The organism is Streptomyces antnestii, from assembly GCF_004005495.1.
Lineage (GTDB): Bacteria > Actinomycetota > Actinomycetes > Streptomycetales > Streptomycetaceae > Streptomyces > Streptomyces antnestii.
In genome coordinates, this window is the sequence record NZ_RZYA01000006.1 from 237,497 (window position 1) to 253,706 (window position 16,210).

Here is a 16,210-nt window from a genome sequence, read left to right on the forward strand (position 1 = left end):
GGAGGGCCCGGATGCTGAGACGAGAGCGGCCGCCCCAGGGGTGTCGGGGTGGCCGCCTCCGAACTACTTGCGCTTCGCGAACGCCGCGCCCTGCGGGTCACGGCTGCGCAGCACGAAGTACGAGACGCCGAGCAGCACGGCCCACAGCGGGGCGCAGTACAGCGAGATCCGCGCGTCCTTGTCGATGCCCATCATCACGACGACCATCACGAGGAAGGCGAGCGAGAAGATGCTGGGCCAGATGCCGCCGGGGGCCTTGAAGGTGGACTGGGGCAGTTCGCCGCGGTCGGCCTTGAGTCGGTAGCGGATCTGGCAGATCAGGATGACGAACCAGGCCCACATGCCGGAGATGGTGGCGAAGGAGACGACGTAGTTGAACGCGTCGCCGGGCCACTGGTAGTTGATCCAGACGCCGACCAGCATCATCGCGGCGGAGACCGTCGTGCCGATGAGGGGCGTGCCGGACTTGGTGAGCTTGGTGAAGAACTTCGGGCCCTGGCCGTTGAGCGCCAGGTCGCGCAGCATGCGGCCCGTCGAGTACATGCCCGAGTTGCAGGAGGACAGGGCGGCGGTCAGCACGACGAAGTTGACGATCGCGGCGCCGACGCCGAGGCCCATCTTCTCGAAGGCGTGCACGAAGGGGCTGACGCCCGGCTGGAACTCGGTCCACGGCACGACCGACAGGATCATGATCAGCGCGCCGACGTAGAAGACGGCGATGCGCCACGGCACGGTGTTGATGGCCTTGGGCAGGACGGTCTTCGGGTCCTTGGACTCGCCCGCGGTGACGCCGACGAGCTCGACGGCGAGGAAGGCGAACATGACCATCTGGAGGGTCATGAGAGTGGAGCCGATGCCGTGCGGGAAGAAGCCGCCCTGGTCCCACAGGTGGGTCACGGAGGCGGTGTCGCCGGCGTCGGAGAAGCCGAGGGTGAGGATGCCGGCGCAGATGAGGATCATGCCGACGATCGCGGTGACCTTCACCATCGAGAACCAGAACTCCAGCTCACCGAAGAGCTTCACGGAGATCAGGTTCACGGCGTAGAGGATGAGGGTGAAGACGAGGGCGGTGACCCACTGCGGAACGCTGTCGTGGGTCCAGTACTTCATGTACTGGGCGGCCGCGGTGACCTCGGTCATGCCGGTGATGACCCAGAAGAGCCAGTACGTCCAGCCGGTCACGAAGCCCGCGAAGGGGCCGATGAACTCGCGCGCGTACTCCGAGAAGGAGCCCGAGACGGGGCGGTACATGAGGAGCTCACCGAGCGCCCGCATGATGAAGAAGATGACGAGGCCCGCGATGGCGTACGCGAGGATGAGGCTGGGGCCCGCCTTGGAGATGCCCTTGCCCGCGCCGAGGAAGAGGCCGGTCCCGATGGCGCCGCCGATGGCGATCATCTGGATCTGCCGGGCCCCGAGACCGCGCTGGTAACCCTCGCCCTCACCGGACTCACCGGGGGCCTGCACGGCCTCATTGCCGTCGTGTTGCTTGTCGACCTGCACTGAGGTCATGGTGTTGCGCCTTTCTCCATGCCGATCCGTGCCGCTGCGGCTCGGATCGACTGTGACGATCCTCGGGGTCTGGGCCCCTGGATGGATGGAGCTGTGCCTACCGGCGGTCTGCCGGTCGGGGCGCACCCGGCGGGACAGGGGTGGCGTCCGCCGGGCGATCGTGAAGATTTATCACGGCGGCAACATTGATCGCGTGGGAGCGTGTGGCGCACACCACAAGGAAAACCGGACAAAAAACACCTCGCGCGGCATACAAGGCCGCCCGAGTGACGGGATCGTTATCCGGAATTGAGCGTTCGTTGAGCGAACGCGCTTACATCCGGAGGCTCAGCCTCCGGCCGACATGTCCCGACAGGTCAGGGCATAAGGGTTTCGACCAGAGTCTCCTGGAGGCCGCCCAGCCACAGGTAGGCCATCACCATCGGCTTGCGCGGGTCCTCGTCCGGGAGGCGGTAGAGGACGTCCGTGTCCTCCTCGTCGGTGATGTCGAGCCGGGTGCCGATCGCGAGGCGCAGGTCGTTGAGCGCGCGCATCCAGCGCACGGACTCCTCTGGCGTGAGCTTGAGGACCGCGCCGCCTTCGCCGGCGGCGGCGAGGGCGTCGAGCGAGCGGATCACCGCGAGCGCGTCCTCCCGCTTGCCGGCCCGCAGGTCGTTCTCGGTGAAACGCCTGAACTCGGCCGAGTGCGCGCGCTGTTCGTCCACCTGGTCCACGGGCGCGTCCTCGTCCACCGGCCCGCCGTAGGCATCGGGGAAGAGCCGCTGGAGGACCGGGTCGGACGGCGGCTCGCTCGGGCCCTCCGCGAAGAGCTCGGCGAGCGGGTCGTCGGACGCCTCCCCGCCGGGCCCGGGGCCGATCAGCTCCAGGAGCTGGACGGCGAGGGAGCGGATGATCGAGATCTCGACCTCGTCGAGCGCGACGGCGGCGCCGCCGCCGGGAATCGGTTCGAAGTGTCCTGGCATCAGGTGCGTCGCTACTCCGTCGCTACTTACGCGTGCTGCTTACGGGCGCTGCTTGCCGGCGCCGCTTGCCGGCGCTGCTCACGGGCGCTACTTGCGGTCCTGCTGAAGGGTGGCCCACAGACCGTAGCCGTGCATGGCCTGCACGTCGCGCTCCATTTCCTCACGAGTACCGCTGGAGACGACCGCGCGGCCCTTGTGATGCACGTCGAGCATCAGCTTCGTGGCCTTGTCCTTGGAGTAGCCGAAGTACGTCTGGAAGACATACGTCACATAACTCATGAGGTTGACCGGGTCGTTGTGCACGAGCGTGATCCAGGGGACGTCCGGCTCGGGCACGGCGAAGGCCTCCTCCGCCGGCTCGGTTCGTTCGATCTCAAGGGGTGCGGGAGCCGTCACACAGCCCATGCTGCCACTAGGGGGCGGCCGCCGCACAAATGGGCCACCACCGAAATGGGCCACCGACAAATCAGCCACTGAAATCGTCACACTGACGCTAATCGGGGGTAGCATCCCGCATATGAACACAGCGGACCTTGGCCTGCCGGTGGATGTTCCGTCGACAGCGCTCTTCACCGATCACTACGAGCTCACCATGCTCCAGGCCGCGCTCAGGGCGGGCACGGCCGACCGGCGCTCGGTCTTCGAGGTCTTCACGCGCAGGCTTCCCGAGGGGCGCCGGTACGGCGTCGTGGCCGGCACCGGCCGGGTGCTCGACGCCGTCGAGAACTTCCGGTTCGGCGCCGGGGAGCTGGGCTTCCTGCGCGAGCGCGGCATCGTCGACGAGCCGACCCTCGAATGGCTCGCCTCCTACCGCTTCAGCGGCGACATCTGGGGCTACCCCGAGGGCGAGGTGTACTTCCCCGGCTCCCCGATCCTGCGGGTCGAGGGCTCGTTCGCGGAGTGCGTCCTGCTGGAGACGGTGATCCTCTCCATCCTCAACCACGACTCGGCGATCGCGGCCGCCGCCTCCCGCATGGCCTCCGCCGCGGGCGAGCGGCCGCTGATCGAGATGGGCGCGCGCCGCACGCACGAGCTGGCCGCCGTCGCCGCGTCCCGCGCCGCGTACGTGGGCGGCTTCGCCACCACGTCGGACCTCGCGGCCGGCTTCCGCTACGGGATCCCCACCGTCGGCACGTCCGCGCACGCCTTCACGCTGCTGCACGACACCGAGCGCGACGCGTTCCGCGCCCAGGTCGACACCCTCGGCGAGGGCACGACCCTGCTCGTGGACACGTACGACGTGACGGAGGCCGTGGGGCTCGCCGTCGAGATCGCCGGGCCCGGGCTCGGCGCCGTGCGCATCGACTCCGGCGACCTGCTCCTGGTCGCGCACCGCGTGCGCGACCAGCTCGACGAGCTCGGCGCCACCCAGACGAAGATCGTCGTGACCTCCGACCTCGACGAGTACGCGATCGCCTCGCTCGCCGCCGCGCCCGTGGACGCGTACGGGGTGGGAACGCAGCTGGTCACCGGCTCGGGGCACCCGACGTGCTCGATGGTCTACAAGCTCGTCGCCCGCGCCGAGTCCGGCGACCCGAAGGCGCCGCTGCGGGCCGTGGCGAAGAAGTCCATGGGGGCCAAATCGTCCGTGGGCGGCCGCAAGTGGGCCGCCCGGCGGCCCGACGAGCGGGGCGTCGCCGAGGCCGAGGTGATCGGCACGGGGGCCGTCCCGGCTCCCCTCGTCGACCACCAGCTCCTGGTGGAGCTGATCAAGGGCGGCACCGTCGTGGCCCGCGAACCGCTGGACGCGGTGCGGCGGCGGCACACGGAGGCGCTCGCGGGGCTGCCCCTCTCGGCGACGCAGCTGTCGCGCGGGGAGGCCGTGATTCCTACGGAGTATCTGGTGAACACGCACGGCTAGCCGCGACGGGCGGGGGAGGTCGAAACGCCCTCTCCCGCAACGCACGCCGAGTTACTAGGCTCGAAGTCTCCCAGCAGAAGGACACCTCCTATGCGCCGCGCCTTGATCGTCGTAGATGTGCAGAACGACTTCTGTGAGGGCGGCAGCCTCGCGGTGGCCGGCGGGGCCGACGTGGCCGCGGCCGTCACGGAGCTGATCGGGCAGGCGCCCGCCGGGTACCGGCACGTCGTCGCCACCCGCGACCACCACATCTCGCCCGGCGACCACTTCGCCGAGTCCCCGGACTACGTCCACTCCTGGCCCGCGCACTGCGTCGCGGGCACGGAGGGGGTCGGGTTCCACCCGAACTTCGCGCCCGCCGTCGCGTCCGGGGCCATCGACGCGGTGTTCGACAAGGGGGCGTACGCGGCCGCCTACAGCGGGTTCGAGGGGGTCGACGAGAACGGGGTGCCGCTGGCGGAGTGGCTGCGGGCCCGCGGGATCAGTGAGGTGGACGTGGTCGGGATCGCGACCGATCACTGCGTGCGGGCCACCGCGCTGGATGCGGTGCGGGAGGGGTTCCGGACTCAGGTGCTGCTTGATCTGACGGCGGGGGTGTCTGCCGGGACGACTGCGGCGGCGCTTTCGGAGATGCGGGCGGCGGGGGTTGAGCTCACGGGTAAGCCGGTCGTCTGAGCAGGGGTTTTCTCCCCCAACCCGCCCCTTCCCGAAAGCCCTGGGGCTCTGCCCCGGACCCCGCTCCTCAAGCGCCGGAGGGGCTGGAATGGGCCGGGCTGGAATGGACCGGTCTTTGCCTCATCAGCGCTCTGATCGGGTGCCAGAGTTCGCCCGTTATGCAGTGGGGTGCCGCTCTCCACACCAAGCCGTCCGGATGGTGCAGGACCGCCGTGATCTCGTCCGGGGTCGGAGGTTCCGCGTTGCCTCTGAGGTAGATCGCTCTCAGGCCCAGGTTTCGTAGGCGGGTCAGGGCGCGGGCCCGGTTCGCCGCGTGGACCAGTAGCCGGACCGCGCCGTCGTCGGGCGCCGGGCTCGGCACGGTCAGTGCCACCACCACGGTGCCGTTCGGCAGCTTGCAGAACCCTCCTGCGGACATGACTGTCACACCCCCGTGAGACGTAGTGTCAATAAGGAACTCACAGGACGCACCTAAACACGATCGGCCGCCGCCCGCTAGAGGGCGACGGCCGATCATGCTCTGACCTGCGACGATGTGGATTACTTCGCCGAGGGGCCGACCTTCACCGTGATCGAGGAGCCGTCGAGCGGCTGCCGGACGATCGAGATCCGGGTGTTGGTGTCAGTTGTCTGGACACTGCCGGTCGGGTTCTCCTTGTACCAGTACGTGCCCGTGTGGTCGTCGAAGACCGGGACGCCGGCCTGCGCCGGGATCCTGGTCTCGACGCCGAGCCGGTGCAGCGTCATGCCGGGCACCGGGTACCGGCCGAAGGCGGCGTCGTACGGCGTGATCTTGTTCGTGATCCTGGTCTTGCCGTCCGCCCAGTACAGCGGCTTGGCGTGGGCGTCGACTGGCAGGATCAGGCCCTTGCCGGGGTGCTCGCCGACGTTGTTGTTGCGCTGCGAGGTGTCCCACTGCCAGACGACGAGGCCCGGCCGGTACGAGTAGTGCTCGACCCAGTTGTTCTTCGAACCGCCGTCGCGCCAGCCGAAGTTGTACGGGCCGACCTTCAACGTCTTGTCGTAGCTGACGTACTGGCGGTTCTCCGCGAGGTAGAACTGCGGATAGTCGCCCGTGACGGAGGCGCCGACGCGCGAGAAGCCGCGTGCGGTCCAGCCGTTGTCGTCGCCCTCGGCGTTGTCGGTGAACAGCGCCTGGCCGTCCGCCTTCACGGTGAGGTTGTCGGCGGTGAAGCCCAGGCCGCCCGCGCCGCCGTCCGTCTTGTAGCGGAAGCGGATGCCGATCTTCTGGCCCGCGTAGGCGTCGAGCGGGAACACGAGGTGCTGGAACTTGCCGGAGACGCCGGTCAGGGCCGGCTTGTCGCCGCCGTCACGCGGGATGGTGACGCCGTCGGCGGTGCCGTCGATCGTCTTCCAGCCGGCGCCGCCGTCCGTCGACACCTGCGTGTACAGGTAGTCGTAGTCCTTCTCGATGTCGTACCAGCCGTCGAGTTCGAGCGACGCCTTCGCCTTGCTGGTCAGATCGACCGTGCGGGTAAGGGTGTTGGAGAGGTCGTCGCCGTAGTCCGACCACCACTGCTTCGCGCCCTGGGCGGGCTGCACGATGCCGGTGGTGACGTTCTTCTTCTCGGGCAGCTCGACGACGAGGGCCTGCTTGCGCTTCGTGTTGTACTCCGAAACGCCCAGCGTGTGCGTCGACCTGGTCGCCGCCTTGGCCTTGTCGTAGTCGAGCCAGCCGAGTTGCAGCTTGTCCCAGGCGGTCATGTCGCCCGGCATGTCGCCGATCGCGTCCTTGCCGGTGCCGAGCCAGGAGCCCGCCGACATCAGGGACCAGAAGCCGACCGAGTTCTCGCCCTTGTACGAGGTGTCGTACAGGTCGGGCAGGCCCAGGTCGTGGCCGTACTCGTGGGCGAAGACTCCGAGGCCGCCGTTCTCCGGCTGCATCGTGTAGTCGCCGACCCAGATGCCGGTGTCGCCGACCGGGGTGCCGCCCGCCTTGAAGCCGGCCGGGCCCGTGTCGCCGTCGTCACGGCCGTAGGCGTAACCGCGGTGCGCCCAAAGGGAGTCGCCGCCCTGCGCGCCGCCGCCGGCCGACCCGTCCTCGCCCGCGTGGACGATCTGGAAGTGGTCGATGTAGCCGTCGGGCTCGTTGAAGTTGCCGTCGTTGTCGTGGTCCGTGCGGTCCCACTGGTCGTACTGGGCGAGGTCCGTCTTGATGTCGGCGTCGGACTTGCCGGCCGCCTTCTGCTGCTCGACCCACGCGTTGACGCCGTCGCGGACCAGGTCCTCGACGTTCGGGCAGTTGTCGGCGCCGCAGTAGTTGGAGCCGTAACGGGCCTCGTTGTAGGGGACCTTGACCCAGTCGGAGACCTCGCCGTCGACCGAGTAGCGGCCCGACGACGTCTTCTCGTAGTACGTCTTCAGCGAGTCGACGCCCTTGCCCGTACCGAAGTACAGGTCCTGGAAGTGCTTGCTGCTGTAGTCCTTCTGCCAGGCCGTGCTGTTGTTCGTGGCACGGTCCGGCTCGGCTATCCGGTTGTGCAGCGGGCCCGGAGTACCCCCGTACTTGGGCTTCAGGTCAGGTGTGTCGTCGTCGGCGCGGTCGACGAGGGTCGTGTTGTCGACCTTGTCGCCGAACTCCGTCAGGATCGTGAAGATCTTGTCGGTGCGCTCGCGGCCCAGCTCGACGTACTTGTCCTTGCCGAGCTTCACGACCTGCGAGCCGTTACGCGTCTCGACCTCGGACGTGCCGGCGAGCACCTGCTCCAGCGCGGTCTTGCGCTGCTGCTCCTGCTGCTCGCTGAACGGGCCGCCGATGACGTGGCCCTTGCCCCCGTAGGTCTTGCCGTGCGACGTGGAGCCGCCCGCGGCCGGGGTGTCGGCCTGGGCGCCTGTCGCGAGGACCGGTCCGGCGGCCGCGGTCGCGGCCAGCGTCACGAGCACGGCGGCGGACCTCAACGCCCGTCTCTTGGTGGTCACTTGATGGTTCCCCTCCTCCGTGGCGTTTCAGCCACGCATCACAAGTGACGCCATTTGACCGGAGGTGAAGGAGATTTACCAGACCTTGACTGTGACAAGTGGATTGCACTATGCAGGGGCCGGGCACCGCTATTCGGACGCGGACCCGCCCGTCAACAGGCGCGCCGAACCGTCCACTTCATGGACTCGGTGACTCCGTGCGCCCCCCGTGCACCGACCCCGTGGGTTAGGTCACGCTTACCGCCGGTTCCTCTCGGGCATCCGTCGGATTAGAGTCATTTGACGGCGCGCCACGGCCAAGTCGACCCGGCTCCGCACCCCTTACATATGCAGCTGCCAAAAGCACCTGCTATACGCCATGCAGTAAGCATCCGCTGTCCCGAGGACGGATATCGCCATGCCTCGTCCGACTGCCGCACAGCTCGCCTACGGTTCCGCGACCGTGATCTGTTCCACCCTCGCCATGCTGCTGTTGTCCCGGACGAGTTCGGGCCTCGGAGTCGCGGTCATCGCCGTGGCCGCACTCGGCCTCGGTCTCCTCGTGGCCATGACCGTCCCCCTGCCGGGGCAGCGGCCCGCCGCCGCACCGGCCCCCGGGACGGCGTCCGCCACGTCCGCCGTCATCGAGGAGCGGGTGCCGGGCCGGCAGACGATCGTGCGTGCCGCGGGACCCAAGGCCGTGCCCGAGTCCGTGTACGAGGTCACGCCGTCCGGCACACGCGGACCGGCGGGCCCGTGATCCACTGACCCGCCGCCGGCACCACCGCTCCGCTCGCGCTCAGCCGGTGCTGACCACTCGACCTGTGCCGACCACTCAGCCGGTGCTGACCACGACCGTCTTGGCCGCCTTGTCGTGCAGGCCCTGCTTGTAGGGCTTGTCGAAGAAGCTCCAGCCGCCGCAGACCGCGGTCCAGACGCAGGCGCAGCAGAACACCGCGGGCAGCCACAGGACCGCGGACCGCACCAGGTTGGTCTGGACGCTGGGCGTCGCGCCGTTGTCGAGGTTCGCCACGCGCAGTTTGAGGAGCCGCTTGCCGAGGGTCTGGCCGGTCTTCGCGGTCAGGAAGGTGTCGTAGCCCATGTAGAGGACCGCGGCGAGCACGGACTCGGCGAACTGCTTGCCGTACTCGATCTTGTCGGGGTTGGCCCTGAACTCGGCGACGCCGAACGCCCAGGACAGCAGCCCCACGACGATGCTGACCAGGATGATGTCGAGGATCCGCGCGAGCACGCGCTTGCCGCTGTCCGCCAGGGGCGGCATCCCGGCCAGCGGATCGGCGCCGTAGGGCCCACCCCCGTAGGGGTCTCCGCCGTAGGGGCCGCCCCCGCTGTACGGGTCCTGCGGGCCCTGCGCACCGCCGTGCGGTTCCTGCGGGCCGCCGTACGGCGAGCCGCCGGCGCCCTCGGACGGGGGCCGCTTTCTGAACGGGTCGTCTTCCGGGGGCTGACCAGAGCCGGGGGGCGGCGGTTCGGTGCTCATGGCCCGAGTCGAACCCGAACCCCCCGCCGCCGCATCCGGCGAGCCGCCGTCCGGAGTACGGCGGCCGTGCGCGTCAGCCCGCGACGAACGTGCGGGCCGCCTTGTCGTGCCAGCACTGGCGCCACGGACGGTCGAACAGGCACCACAGGACGCCGATCACGCCGATGGCCAGGAGACCCGGCACGCTGTAGACCAGCCAGCGCCGCAGGGCCGCGCCGAACGCGGGCGGCGCGTGCTCCTCGATGTCCCGCACCTCGATCCCGCACAGCTTCTTGCCCAGGGTGCGCCCCCACTTGGCGGTCGGCAACGCCTCGTAGAGGACACCGCCGATCAGGAGGACGGCGAGGACGATGCCGAGGTAGACGCTGGTCGTGCCGTCCAGGAGCCAGACGGTGACCTGGTGGCCCGACGCCTTCGCCGCGTCGACCTTCGCGCCGATGTGGTCGACGGCCTTGGTGCCGAGCGGGACGGCCGCCACGGCGGTGACCGCGCCGAGTACGACCGTGTCGACGATCCGGGCCGCGAGCCGCTTGCCGATCCCCGCGGGCCGCGCCGACGCCTGCGCCTGGGCCGCCGCGAGGAACGGGTCGCTGGCGACGGGCTTCCACGGCGTCACGGGCCCCTCGGGCCCGGCCGGTTCGCCCGCGGCGGGCCCCGCGGGCCCGGCGGCCGGAGCGGGCTGCGCGAGCTGGTGCACCTGCTGCGCCCAGGACGGGGAACCGCCGCCGGGCCCCGACGTCATCGGGGTGGCGGGGGCCTGGGGCGCGGACGCCTGCGGCGGGACCACGGCCGGGCGGCCCGCCGGGGACTGCTGCCCCGGGGCGGCGGCCGGCGGAACGGTGCCCTGCGCCGCGTGCGGGTGAAGGGGGGCGGCCTGCTGGGACTGCTGGGCTCGCTGGGCCTGTTGAGCTTGCTGGGCCTGTTGAGCTTGCTGCTGACGGGCCGGGGCGGCGGCGGCCTGCTGGGCGGGGCCCTGCGGCGCCGGAGCGTGCGCGGGTCCCTGCTGGGCGAACCCCGCCTGGGGCTGCGGCTGCTGAGGCTGCTGGGCCTGCGGCTGCTGGGGTTGCTGGGCCTGCGGCTGCTGAGTGCCCGGTGCCTGGGGAGTGGGCAGCGCGCGCATCATCATCGTGCCCTCGGGCTGCTCCGCCTGCGGGGCGGGGCGGCGGAACGTGACCGTCCCGTCCGTGGGCGGCTGCTTCGCCGGCCCCGGCGGCACCGCGCGGATCGTGACCGTGCCGTCCGTGCGCTCCTCCTGCGGGGCGGGCACGCGCGGATCGGCGCCCCACGACACCCGGCGGTCCTGCTCGCCGCCGAAGCCGCCCTGCTGGGAGGCGTCCGCCTGCCAGGCCGTGGCCGGTTCGGGTGCGGACGGCTCGTCCGCGTACCGCTCGGGTTCCTCGTCGAGGAAGACAGGACCCGTCTCCTCGACCGGCGCCGGCGAGGGCTCGGGGGCCGGAGCGGGCTCGGGGGCCGGGGTGGGCTCGGGGGCCGGGGTGGGTGCGGGGGCCGTCCCGGCGGGAGCCGCGAGCGGTTCGCCGTCGGACGGGGCGGGGCGGCTCGTACCCGGCACCCACGCGGCACCGTTCCAGTACCGGACATATCCGGGAATGGACGGGTCGGGGTAGTACCCCTCGCGGGGCCTGTCGTCGCCGGGGGCCGGAGTTGGGGCGCTCATGTCCGTCGTCCCGTATCTGCTCGGGGTTTTGTTGGGGGTCCACATCTATCAGACCACCGCCCGGCACCGGGCGGGTCCACCCGTACGGACCACTTTCCGGGGACCCTGAAAAACCCCAGAAAAAACTTTTCAGAAGTCGCGTAATGCTCCGCGCCCCGCCCCCTCTCTCCTTGCACGGGCCCGCTCTCGCAGGCCCGGTACGACGCGCACGACTCCGTACGAGGAGAGGAACCGCACTCATGCACACCGTGGTGGAACGCGAACTCGAGCTGAGGCTCGTCCTGTCGCCCGAGCGCAGCATCCCTGTCCCCGCCAGGCTCACCTACCGGACGAACGACCCGTACGCCGTCCACATCGCCTTCCACATCGGCAGCGAGCACCCGGTCAACTGGACGTTCGCCCGTGAACTGCTCGTCGAGGGGGTGTTCCGGCCGTGCGGGCACGGGGACGTGCGGGTGTGGCCGACGAAGGTCGACCGCCGCAGCGTCGTGCTCATGGCGCTGAGTTCACCGGACGGCGACGCGCTCCTGGAGGCGCCCGCCGCCGCCGTGTCCGCCTGGCTGGAGCGGACGCTTCGGGTGGTTCCTCCGGGCTCTGAGTCCGAGCGGCTCGGCATCGACGACGGCCTCGCCGAGCTGCTCGCACCCACCACCGGCCGCGTCGACGAACTGTGGCTGAGCGACCCGTGGCCCTCGGACGAGTCCAAGGACGGTGAGTGAGCGCGCGGCGCACGGGGGCGGTCACGCGCATATCAGGGAGTGGCGGGCGTCAGAAGAGCTTGCCCGGGTTGAGCAGGCCGAGCGGGTCGAAGGCCGCCTTGACGGCGCGCTGCATCTCGACGCCGACCGGGCCGAGCTCGCGCGCCAGCCACTCCTTCTTGAGGACGCCGACGCCGTGTTCGCCGGTGATGGTCCCGCCGAGTTCGAGGCCGAGCGCCATGATCTCGTCGAAGGACTCGCGGGCCCGGCGGCCCTCGTCGGCGTCCTGGGCGTCGAAGCAGACGGTGGGGTGGGTGTTGCCGTCGCCCGCATGGCAGCAGACGCCGATGGTGAGGCCGTACTTATCGGCGATACGTTCGACGCCAGTGAGCATCTCGGCGAGCCGGGAGCGCGGCACGCACACGTCATCGATCATCGTCGTGCCCTTGACCGCTTCGAGCGCGGTGAGCGAGAGACGCCGCGCCTGGAGCAGGAGTTCGGACTCGGCGGCGTCCTCGGCGGGGACGACCTGGGTGGCGCCCGCGGCCTCGCACAGGGCGCCGACGGCGGCGAGGTCGGCGGCGGGGTCCGGGGTGTCGAAGGCGGCGAGGAGCAGCGCCTCCGTGGTCTCGGGCAGCCCCATGTTCGCCATCGCGTTGACGGCCTTCACCGTCGTACGGTCCATGAGTTCGAGCAGGGAGGGGACATGGCCGCCCTCCATGATCTTGCAGACGGCGTCGCAGGCGGCGTCCGTGGAGGCGAACTCGGCGGCCAGGACGAGCTGCTGCGGCGGTTCGGGCTTGAGCGCGAGCGTGGCCCGTACGACGATGCCGAGGCTGCCCTCGGAGCCGACGAACAGGCGGGTCAGGTCGTAGCCCGCGACGCCCTTGGCCGTGCGGCGCCCGGTGGTCAGGAGCCGGCCGTCGGCGAGGACGACGTCGAGGCCGAGGACGTACTCCGCCGTCACCCCGTACTTCACGCAGCACAGGCCGCCGGAGGCCGTGCCGATGTTCCCGCCGATGGTGCACATCTCCCAACTGGACGGGTCCGGCGGGTAGTAGAGGCCCTTCTCGTTCACCGCGCGTGAGAGCGTGGCGTTGATGACGCCCGGCTCGACGACCGCGATCCTGTCGACGGTGTTGATCTCCAGGATCCGGTCCATCTTGACGAGGGACAGCACGATGCAGTCGTCGGACGCGTTCGCCGCGCCCGACAGGCCCGTGCGGGCGCCCTGCGGGACGACCGGGACGCGCAGCTCGGTGGCCGTGCGCATGACGTGCTGGACCTGTTCGACGGTGCGGGGCAGGACCACGACGGCGGGTGCTCCGGCGTCGCAGAAGCTCGCCATGTCGTGGGCGTACGAGGCCGTGATGTCGGGGTCGGTGAGGACCGCGCCGGCCGGCAGGCCCTGCTGAAGTCGTTCGACGAGTGTGCGGCTCATGATCACAGCGTCGCACTCGGGGCCATCGGTGTGAACCCGTCGGCGACGCCCTCCCACTGGCCGGGATGTTGCCGTGATGTGCTCTTCGTATTGACGCACAGTGTGCGCCATGAAGATCGCGGAGATCGAAGAGGAGCAGCAGGCTCCGGCCGACGTCGTTCCCGAGCCGGGCCGGCGTCCGTCCCCCCTGGCGAAGCGCGTGCTCATCGCCTCCGTCGCGGGGTCCGTGGTGCTCGGCGGCGTCCTGCTGGTGCTGCCCTCGTCGCAGCGCACCGGGCCGCCCGCGCCGGGGCCCGCCGACCGGGCGTTGCTCGCGGCGGCCGCGGGGGCGGCCCCGGCACTGTCCGATCTGTCGGCGCTCATCACGGAGCGGGAGTCGCGTGTGCGGTCCCATCCGCGTGACGGCCGCTCGTGGGCGGTGCTCGGGGCCGCCTACGTGGAGCGCGGGACGCGGACGGCCGACCCTGCGAACTACCCGAAGGCGGAGCGCGCCCTGCGGACCTCGCTGAAGACGCGGCCCGGCGGGAACGTGGAGGCCCTGAACGGGCTCGCCGCGCTCGCGAACGCGCGGCACGACTACGGCGCCGCGAAGGAGTGGGGCGAGGCGGCGGTGAAGCTGGCGCCGAAGCGATGGCTGACGTATCCGGGCCTGCTCGACGCGTACGGCGGGCTCGGTGACTACAAGGCCGTGGGCAAGGCCCTGGACAGGCTCACCGAGCTGCACTCGGGTGCGGCGGTGATGGCGGAGTCCGGGCAGGTCTACCGGGACCGCGGCTGGCGCGAGGACGCGACCGCGTCCCTGTCCGACGCGGCGGCGCTCGCCTCGACGCCCGCCGAGCAGGCCGCGTGTCTGTACCGGCTCGGTGAGCTGGCGTGGGAGCGGGGCGAGCCCGCCCAGGCGCTGAACTACTTCGACGCGGCGCTCGCGGCGGACCCCGGCGACCACGCGTCGCTCGCCGGGAAGGGCCGCGCACTGACGTCCCTCGGCCGTACGTCGGATGCGCTGCGGGCGTACCGGAGTGCCCTCGACAAGTATCCACGGCCCGAATACGCCCTGGAACTGGGTGAGTTGTACGAGTCGATCGGGCTCGCCGGGGCGGCGCGCGCGCAGTACGACGTGCTGCGGGCGCGGGTGCGGGCGGACGGGGCGGACGGGGTCGACGACGCGCTCGCCCTCGGCCGGTTCGAGGCGGACCACGGGGATCCCCGGGCGGCCGTGACCCGGTTGCGGGCCGAGTGGCAGCGGGCGCCGAGCGCGCGGACCGCGGACGCGCTCGGCTGGGCGCTGCACCGTGCCGGCGACGACAAGGAGGCGCTGGGGTTCGTGCGGCGCTCGACGGACCCGGAGCACGGGGGCGGTGTGCGGAGCGCGCTGTTCGCGTACCACCGGGGCGAGGTGGAGCGGGCGCTCGGGCTCGCCGGCCCGGCCCGCCGGCACCTCGGCGAGGCCCTGCGGCTCAATCCGAAGTTCTCACCGCTGTTGTCCGGGCCGGCCGGGCAGGCTCTCGCCGCGCTGGGCGAGCCGCCGCCGGGCGGCCCCGAGGACGCGCGGGAGGCGGGCGGGGAGGAACCGGCGCCGGGCTCAGCCCAGGAGGCCGCGAACCCGGCATCGGGCTCGGCCCCGGACGCCGCGAACCCGGCATCAGGCTCCTCCCCGGACGCCGCGAACCCCACGTCCGAACGCCCCGCGCCCCAGAAGCCGGCCCCGGCGAAGCCCACGGCCCCGGCCCCCGCGACCCGCCCCTCCGCCCCGCCCAGGCCGACGCCCCCGGCAGGCGACAGCGGCGGCGCCCCTACAGGACAGCAGTCCCGATCAGACCGTTCCGGGTGACAAGGCCGGCCAGTTCTTCCTCGCTCAGATCGTCCGTGCCCGCGGGGCGCCTCGGCAGGACCATGTAGCGGGTCTCCGCGCTGGAGTCCCAGACGGTGATGTCCACGGACTCCGGGAGCGTCACGCCGAAGTCGGCGAGGACGCCGCGCGGGTCGCGGACGACGCGCGAGCGGTACGCCTCCGACTTGTACCAGCCGGGCGAGGGGCCCAGCAGGCGCAGCGGATAGCAGGAGCACAGCGTGCAGACGATGATGTTGTGGGTGCCGGCGGTGTTCTCGACGACCCGTAGCCGCTGCTTCTGAACTCCCCCGGAGGAGAAGCCCAGTTCACCCACGGCGGCCGTGCCGTCGGCGAGCAGCCGCTCCCGGTAGGCCGGGTCGGTCCACGCGCGGGCCGTCACCTTGGCGCCGTTCACCGGCGAGGCGCCCGCCAGGAACCCGTCGATGACCTCGTCGACGGTGTCCCCGCCGACGATGCCCTTCTCCTCCAACAGGCTTTCCAGGCGCCGTACCTGACGGGAGATCACCGCGTCGTCGTGCGTGTCGGTACCGGACATCACTCGGCCTCTTTCAGGTAGCTCTCCGACAGGTCGAGCACGACGTGGTGGTCGCCCTCGCCCCACAGGTCACGCGCCGTGAACCGGACCGCGTAGATCATCTCCACGGGGGCGTCGTCCCGCCCCTGCGCGCGCACGTCGGCGAGCGGTGCCGGCCCCTCCGGCTCGACGACGACGCCGCGCTTGCCGCGGGCGTAGCGCGGGAGGCGGGTGTGGTGCGGCGGGTCGTGGAGGTAGGTGCGGACGTGGGCGCCCGGCGCGAAGCGGCCGGTCCGCGCGGACTCGTCAGTCATCGTCCAGCGCCCCTTCCCCGATGACGCCCTTGCGTTCGAGGAGCGTGCGGATGGCGTGGAACCACCGCTCGTAGTACGAGGCCGCGAGGTACTCCTGCGGCGGCATCGTCTCGACGGCGTCCCGGAACTCGTCGAGGTTGAAGATCTTCTTGACCAGGAGCGCGCGCTGCAGTGCGAAGACGCGCGCCTCCCAGTCCGCGTGGAAGGGTTCGGCGTCGTCGGTGGTGTCGATGACGCCGAACCCTGTCATGCCGCCTACGTCGTTGATCCTGGCCATGCGGCCAGA

Annotated in this window: 16 protein-coding genes; 5 read left to right on the forward strand and 11 right to left on the reverse strand. The window is 71.0% G+C overall.

Annotated elements, in window-relative coordinates; genetic code table 11:
- Positions 1-63: 63 nt before the first annotated feature.
- From EOT10_RS15665 to clpS, 3 genes are all read right to left on the reverse strand, one after another.
- Positions 64-1,512, reverse strand: coding sequence for an amino acid permease (locus EOT10_RS15665; RefSeq protein WP_127828802.1), 1,449 nt, complete (start codon positions 1,510-1,512; stop codon positions 64-66).
- A gap of 356 nt (positions 1,513-1,868) precedes the next feature.
- A complete protein-coding gene (locus EOT10_RS15670; RefSeq protein ID WP_127828803.1) occupies positions 1,869-2,474 on the reverse strand; it encodes a DUF2017 domain-containing protein in 606 nt (201 codons plus the stop codon).
- Positions 2,475-2,561: 87 nt separating this feature from the next.
- Positions 2,562-2,879, reverse strand: coding sequence for an ATP-dependent Clp protease adapter ClpS (clpS, locus tag EOT10_RS15675; RefSeq protein WP_127828804.1), 318 nt, complete (start codon positions 2,877-2,879; stop codon positions 2,562-2,564).
- Positions 2,880-2,991: 112 nt separating this feature from the next.
- On the opposite strand from clpS, the gene EOT10_RS15680 reads away from it, so the two are divergent.
- Together EOT10_RS15680 and EOT10_RS15685 are read left to right on the forward strand one after the other, a co-directional pair.
- On the forward strand, positions 2,992-4,335 hold the full coding sequence (locus tag EOT10_RS15680) for a nicotinate phosphoribosyltransferase (RefSeq protein ID WP_127828805.1): 1,344 nt from the start codon (positions 2,992-2,994) through the stop codon (positions 4,333-4,335).
- 90 nt (positions 4,336-4,425) lie between these two features.
- Positions 4,426-5,010, forward strand: coding sequence for an isochorismatase family protein (locus EOT10_RS15685; RefSeq protein ID WP_127828806.1), 585 nt, complete (start codon positions 4,426-4,428; stop codon positions 5,008-5,010).
- Between the two features lie 67 nt (positions 5,011-5,077).
- On the opposite strand, the gene EOT10_RS41935 is transcribed toward EOT10_RS15685, so the two are convergent.
- Together EOT10_RS41935 and EOT10_RS15695 are read right to left on the reverse strand one after the other, a co-directional pair.
- A complete protein-coding gene (locus EOT10_RS41935) occupies positions 5,078-5,428 on the reverse strand; it encodes a hypothetical protein (RefSeq protein ID WP_127828807.1) in 351 nt (116 codons plus the stop codon).
- Positions 5,429-5,550: 122 nt separating this feature from the next.
- A complete protein-coding gene (locus EOT10_RS15695) occupies positions 5,551-7,950 on the reverse strand; it encodes an immune inhibitor A domain-containing protein (protein WP_127828808.1) in 2,400 nt (799 codons plus the stop codon).
- A gap of 397 nt (positions 7,951-8,347) precedes the next feature.
- Here EOT10_RS15695 and EOT10_RS15700 point away from each other — a divergent pair, with 397 nt between their 5' ends.
- Positions 8,348-8,689 (forward strand): hypothetical protein, encoded by a 342-nt coding sequence (locus tag EOT10_RS15700; protein WP_127828809.1) that lies wholly within the window; start codon positions 8,348-8,350, stop codon positions 8,687-8,689.
- Between the two features lie 75 nt (positions 8,690-8,764).
- On the opposite strand, the gene EOT10_RS15705 is transcribed toward EOT10_RS15700, so the two are convergent.
- Positions 8,765-9,430 carry an RDD family protein gene (locus tag EOT10_RS15705; RefSeq protein ID WP_127828810.1) on the reverse strand — a complete coding sequence of 222 codons (666 nt, stop codon included), beginning with the start codon at positions 9,428-9,430 and terminating at the stop codon, positions 8,765-8,767.
- A 73-nt stretch (positions 9,431-9,503) separates the two neighbouring features.
- On the reverse strand, positions 9,504-11,105 hold the full coding sequence (locus EOT10_RS15710) for an RDD family protein (protein ID WP_127828811.1): 1,602 nt from the start codon (positions 11,103-11,105) through the stop codon (positions 9,504-9,506).
- 239 nt (positions 11,106-11,344) lie between these two features.
- On the opposite strand from EOT10_RS15710, the gene EOT10_RS15715 reads away from it, so the two are divergent.
- Positions 11,345-11,824 carry an SsgA family sporulation/cell division regulator gene (locus EOT10_RS15715; protein WP_127828812.1) on the forward strand — a complete coding sequence of 160 codons (480 nt, stop codon included), beginning with the start codon at positions 11,345-11,347 and terminating at the stop codon, positions 11,822-11,824.
- A 49-nt stretch (positions 11,825-11,873) separates the two neighbouring features.
- On the opposite strand, the gene EOT10_RS15720 is transcribed toward EOT10_RS15715, so the two are convergent.
- A complete protein-coding gene (locus EOT10_RS15720) occupies positions 11,874-13,244 on the reverse strand; it encodes an FAD-binding oxidoreductase (protein ID WP_127828813.1) in 1,371 nt (456 codons plus the stop codon).
- 109 nt (positions 13,245-13,353) lie between these two features.
- Between EOT10_RS15720 and EOT10_RS15725 the strand changes: the two genes are divergently transcribed.
- Positions 13,354-15,075, forward strand: a complete 1,722-nt coding sequence (locus tag EOT10_RS15725; RefSeq protein WP_189491590.1) for a tetratricopeptide repeat protein — start codon at positions 13,354-13,356, stop codon at positions 15,073-15,075.
- On the opposite strand, the gene nthA is transcribed toward EOT10_RS15725, so the two are convergent.
- From nthA to EOT10_RS42990, 3 genes are read right to left on the reverse strand one after another with little or no spacing between them, the layout of a single operon-like run.
- Entirely contained in the window at positions 15,038-15,631 is a 594-nt protein-coding gene (gene nthA / locus EOT10_RS15730; RefSeq protein ID WP_127828814.1) for a nitrile hydratase subunit alpha, read from the reverse strand. The genes EOT10_RS15725 and nthA overlap by 38 nt on opposite strands.
- The gene (locus EOT10_RS42985) at positions 15,631-15,924 is read right to left on the reverse strand and encodes an SH3-like domain-containing protein (protein ID WP_348539243.1); all 294 of its coding nucleotides are present in this window, start codon (positions 15,922-15,924) and stop codon (positions 15,631-15,633) included. Before EOT10_RS42985 ends, nthA begins: the two co-directional genes overlap by 1 nt.
- A complete protein-coding gene (locus EOT10_RS42990; RefSeq protein ID WP_127828815.1) occupies positions 15,917-16,201 on the reverse strand; it encodes an SH3-like domain-containing protein in 285 nt (94 codons plus the stop codon). Before EOT10_RS42990 ends, EOT10_RS42985 begins: the two co-directional genes overlap by 8 nt.
- Between the last annotated feature and the right edge of the window lie 9 nt (positions 16,202-16,210).

Bases quoted from the DNA above. Each gene is read 5' to 3' on its own strand.
- EOT10_RS15665 (WP_127828802.1), bottom strand. From the start codon at position 1,512: ATGACCTCAGTGCAGGTCGACAAGCAACACGACGGCAATGAGGCCGTG.
- EOT10_RS15670 (WP_127828803.1), bottom strand. From the start codon at position 2,474: ATGCCAGGACACTTCGAACCGATTCCCGGCGGCGGCGCCGCCGTCGCG.
- clpS (WP_127828804.1), bottom strand. From the start codon at position 2,879: ATGGGCTGTGTGACGGCTCCCGCACCCCTTGAGATCGAACGAACCGAG.
- EOT10_RS15680 (WP_127828805.1), top strand. From the start codon at position 2,992: ATGAACACAGCGGACCTTGGCCTGCCGGTGGATGTTCCGTCGACAGCG.
- EOT10_RS15685 (WP_127828806.1), top strand. From the start codon at position 4,426: ATGCGCCGCGCCTTGATCGTCGTAGATGTGCAGAACGACTTCTGTGAG.
- EOT10_RS41935 (WP_127828807.1), bottom strand. From the start codon at position 5,428: ATGTCCGCAGGAGGGTTCTGCAAGCTGCCGAACGGCACCGTGGTGGTG.
- EOT10_RS15700 (WP_127828809.1), top strand. From the start codon at position 8,348: ATGCCTCGTCCGACTGCCGCACAGCTCGCCTACGGTTCCGCGACCGTG.
- EOT10_RS15705 (WP_127828810.1), bottom strand. From the start codon at position 9,430: ATGAGCACCGAACCGCCGCCCCCCGGCTCTGGTCAGCCCCCGGAAGAC.
- EOT10_RS15710 (WP_127828811.1), bottom strand. From the start codon at position 11,105: ATGAGCGCCCCAACTCCGGCCCCCGGCGACGACAGGCCCCGCGAGGGG.
- EOT10_RS15715 (WP_127828812.1), top strand. From the start codon at position 11,345: ATGCACACCGTGGTGGAACGCGAACTCGAGCTGAGGCTCGTCCTGTCG.
- EOT10_RS15720 (WP_127828813.1), bottom strand. From the start codon at position 13,244: ATGAGCCGCACACTCGTCGAACGACTTCAGCAGGGCCTGCCGGCCGGC.
- EOT10_RS15725 (WP_189491590.1), top strand. From the start codon at position 13,354: ATGAAGATCGCGGAGATCGAAGAGGAGCAGCAGGCTCCGGCCGACGTC.
- nthA (WP_127828814.1), bottom strand. From the start codon at position 15,631: ATGTCCGGTACCGACACGCACGACGACGCGGTGATCTCCCGTCAGGTA.
- EOT10_RS42985 (WP_348539243.1), bottom strand. From the start codon at position 15,924: ATGACTGACGAGTCCGCGCGGACCGGCCGCTTCGCGCCGGGCGCCCAC.
- EOT10_RS42990 (WP_127828815.1), bottom strand. From the start codon at position 16,201: ATGGCCAGGATCAACGACGTAGGCGGCATGACAGGGTTCGGCGTCATC.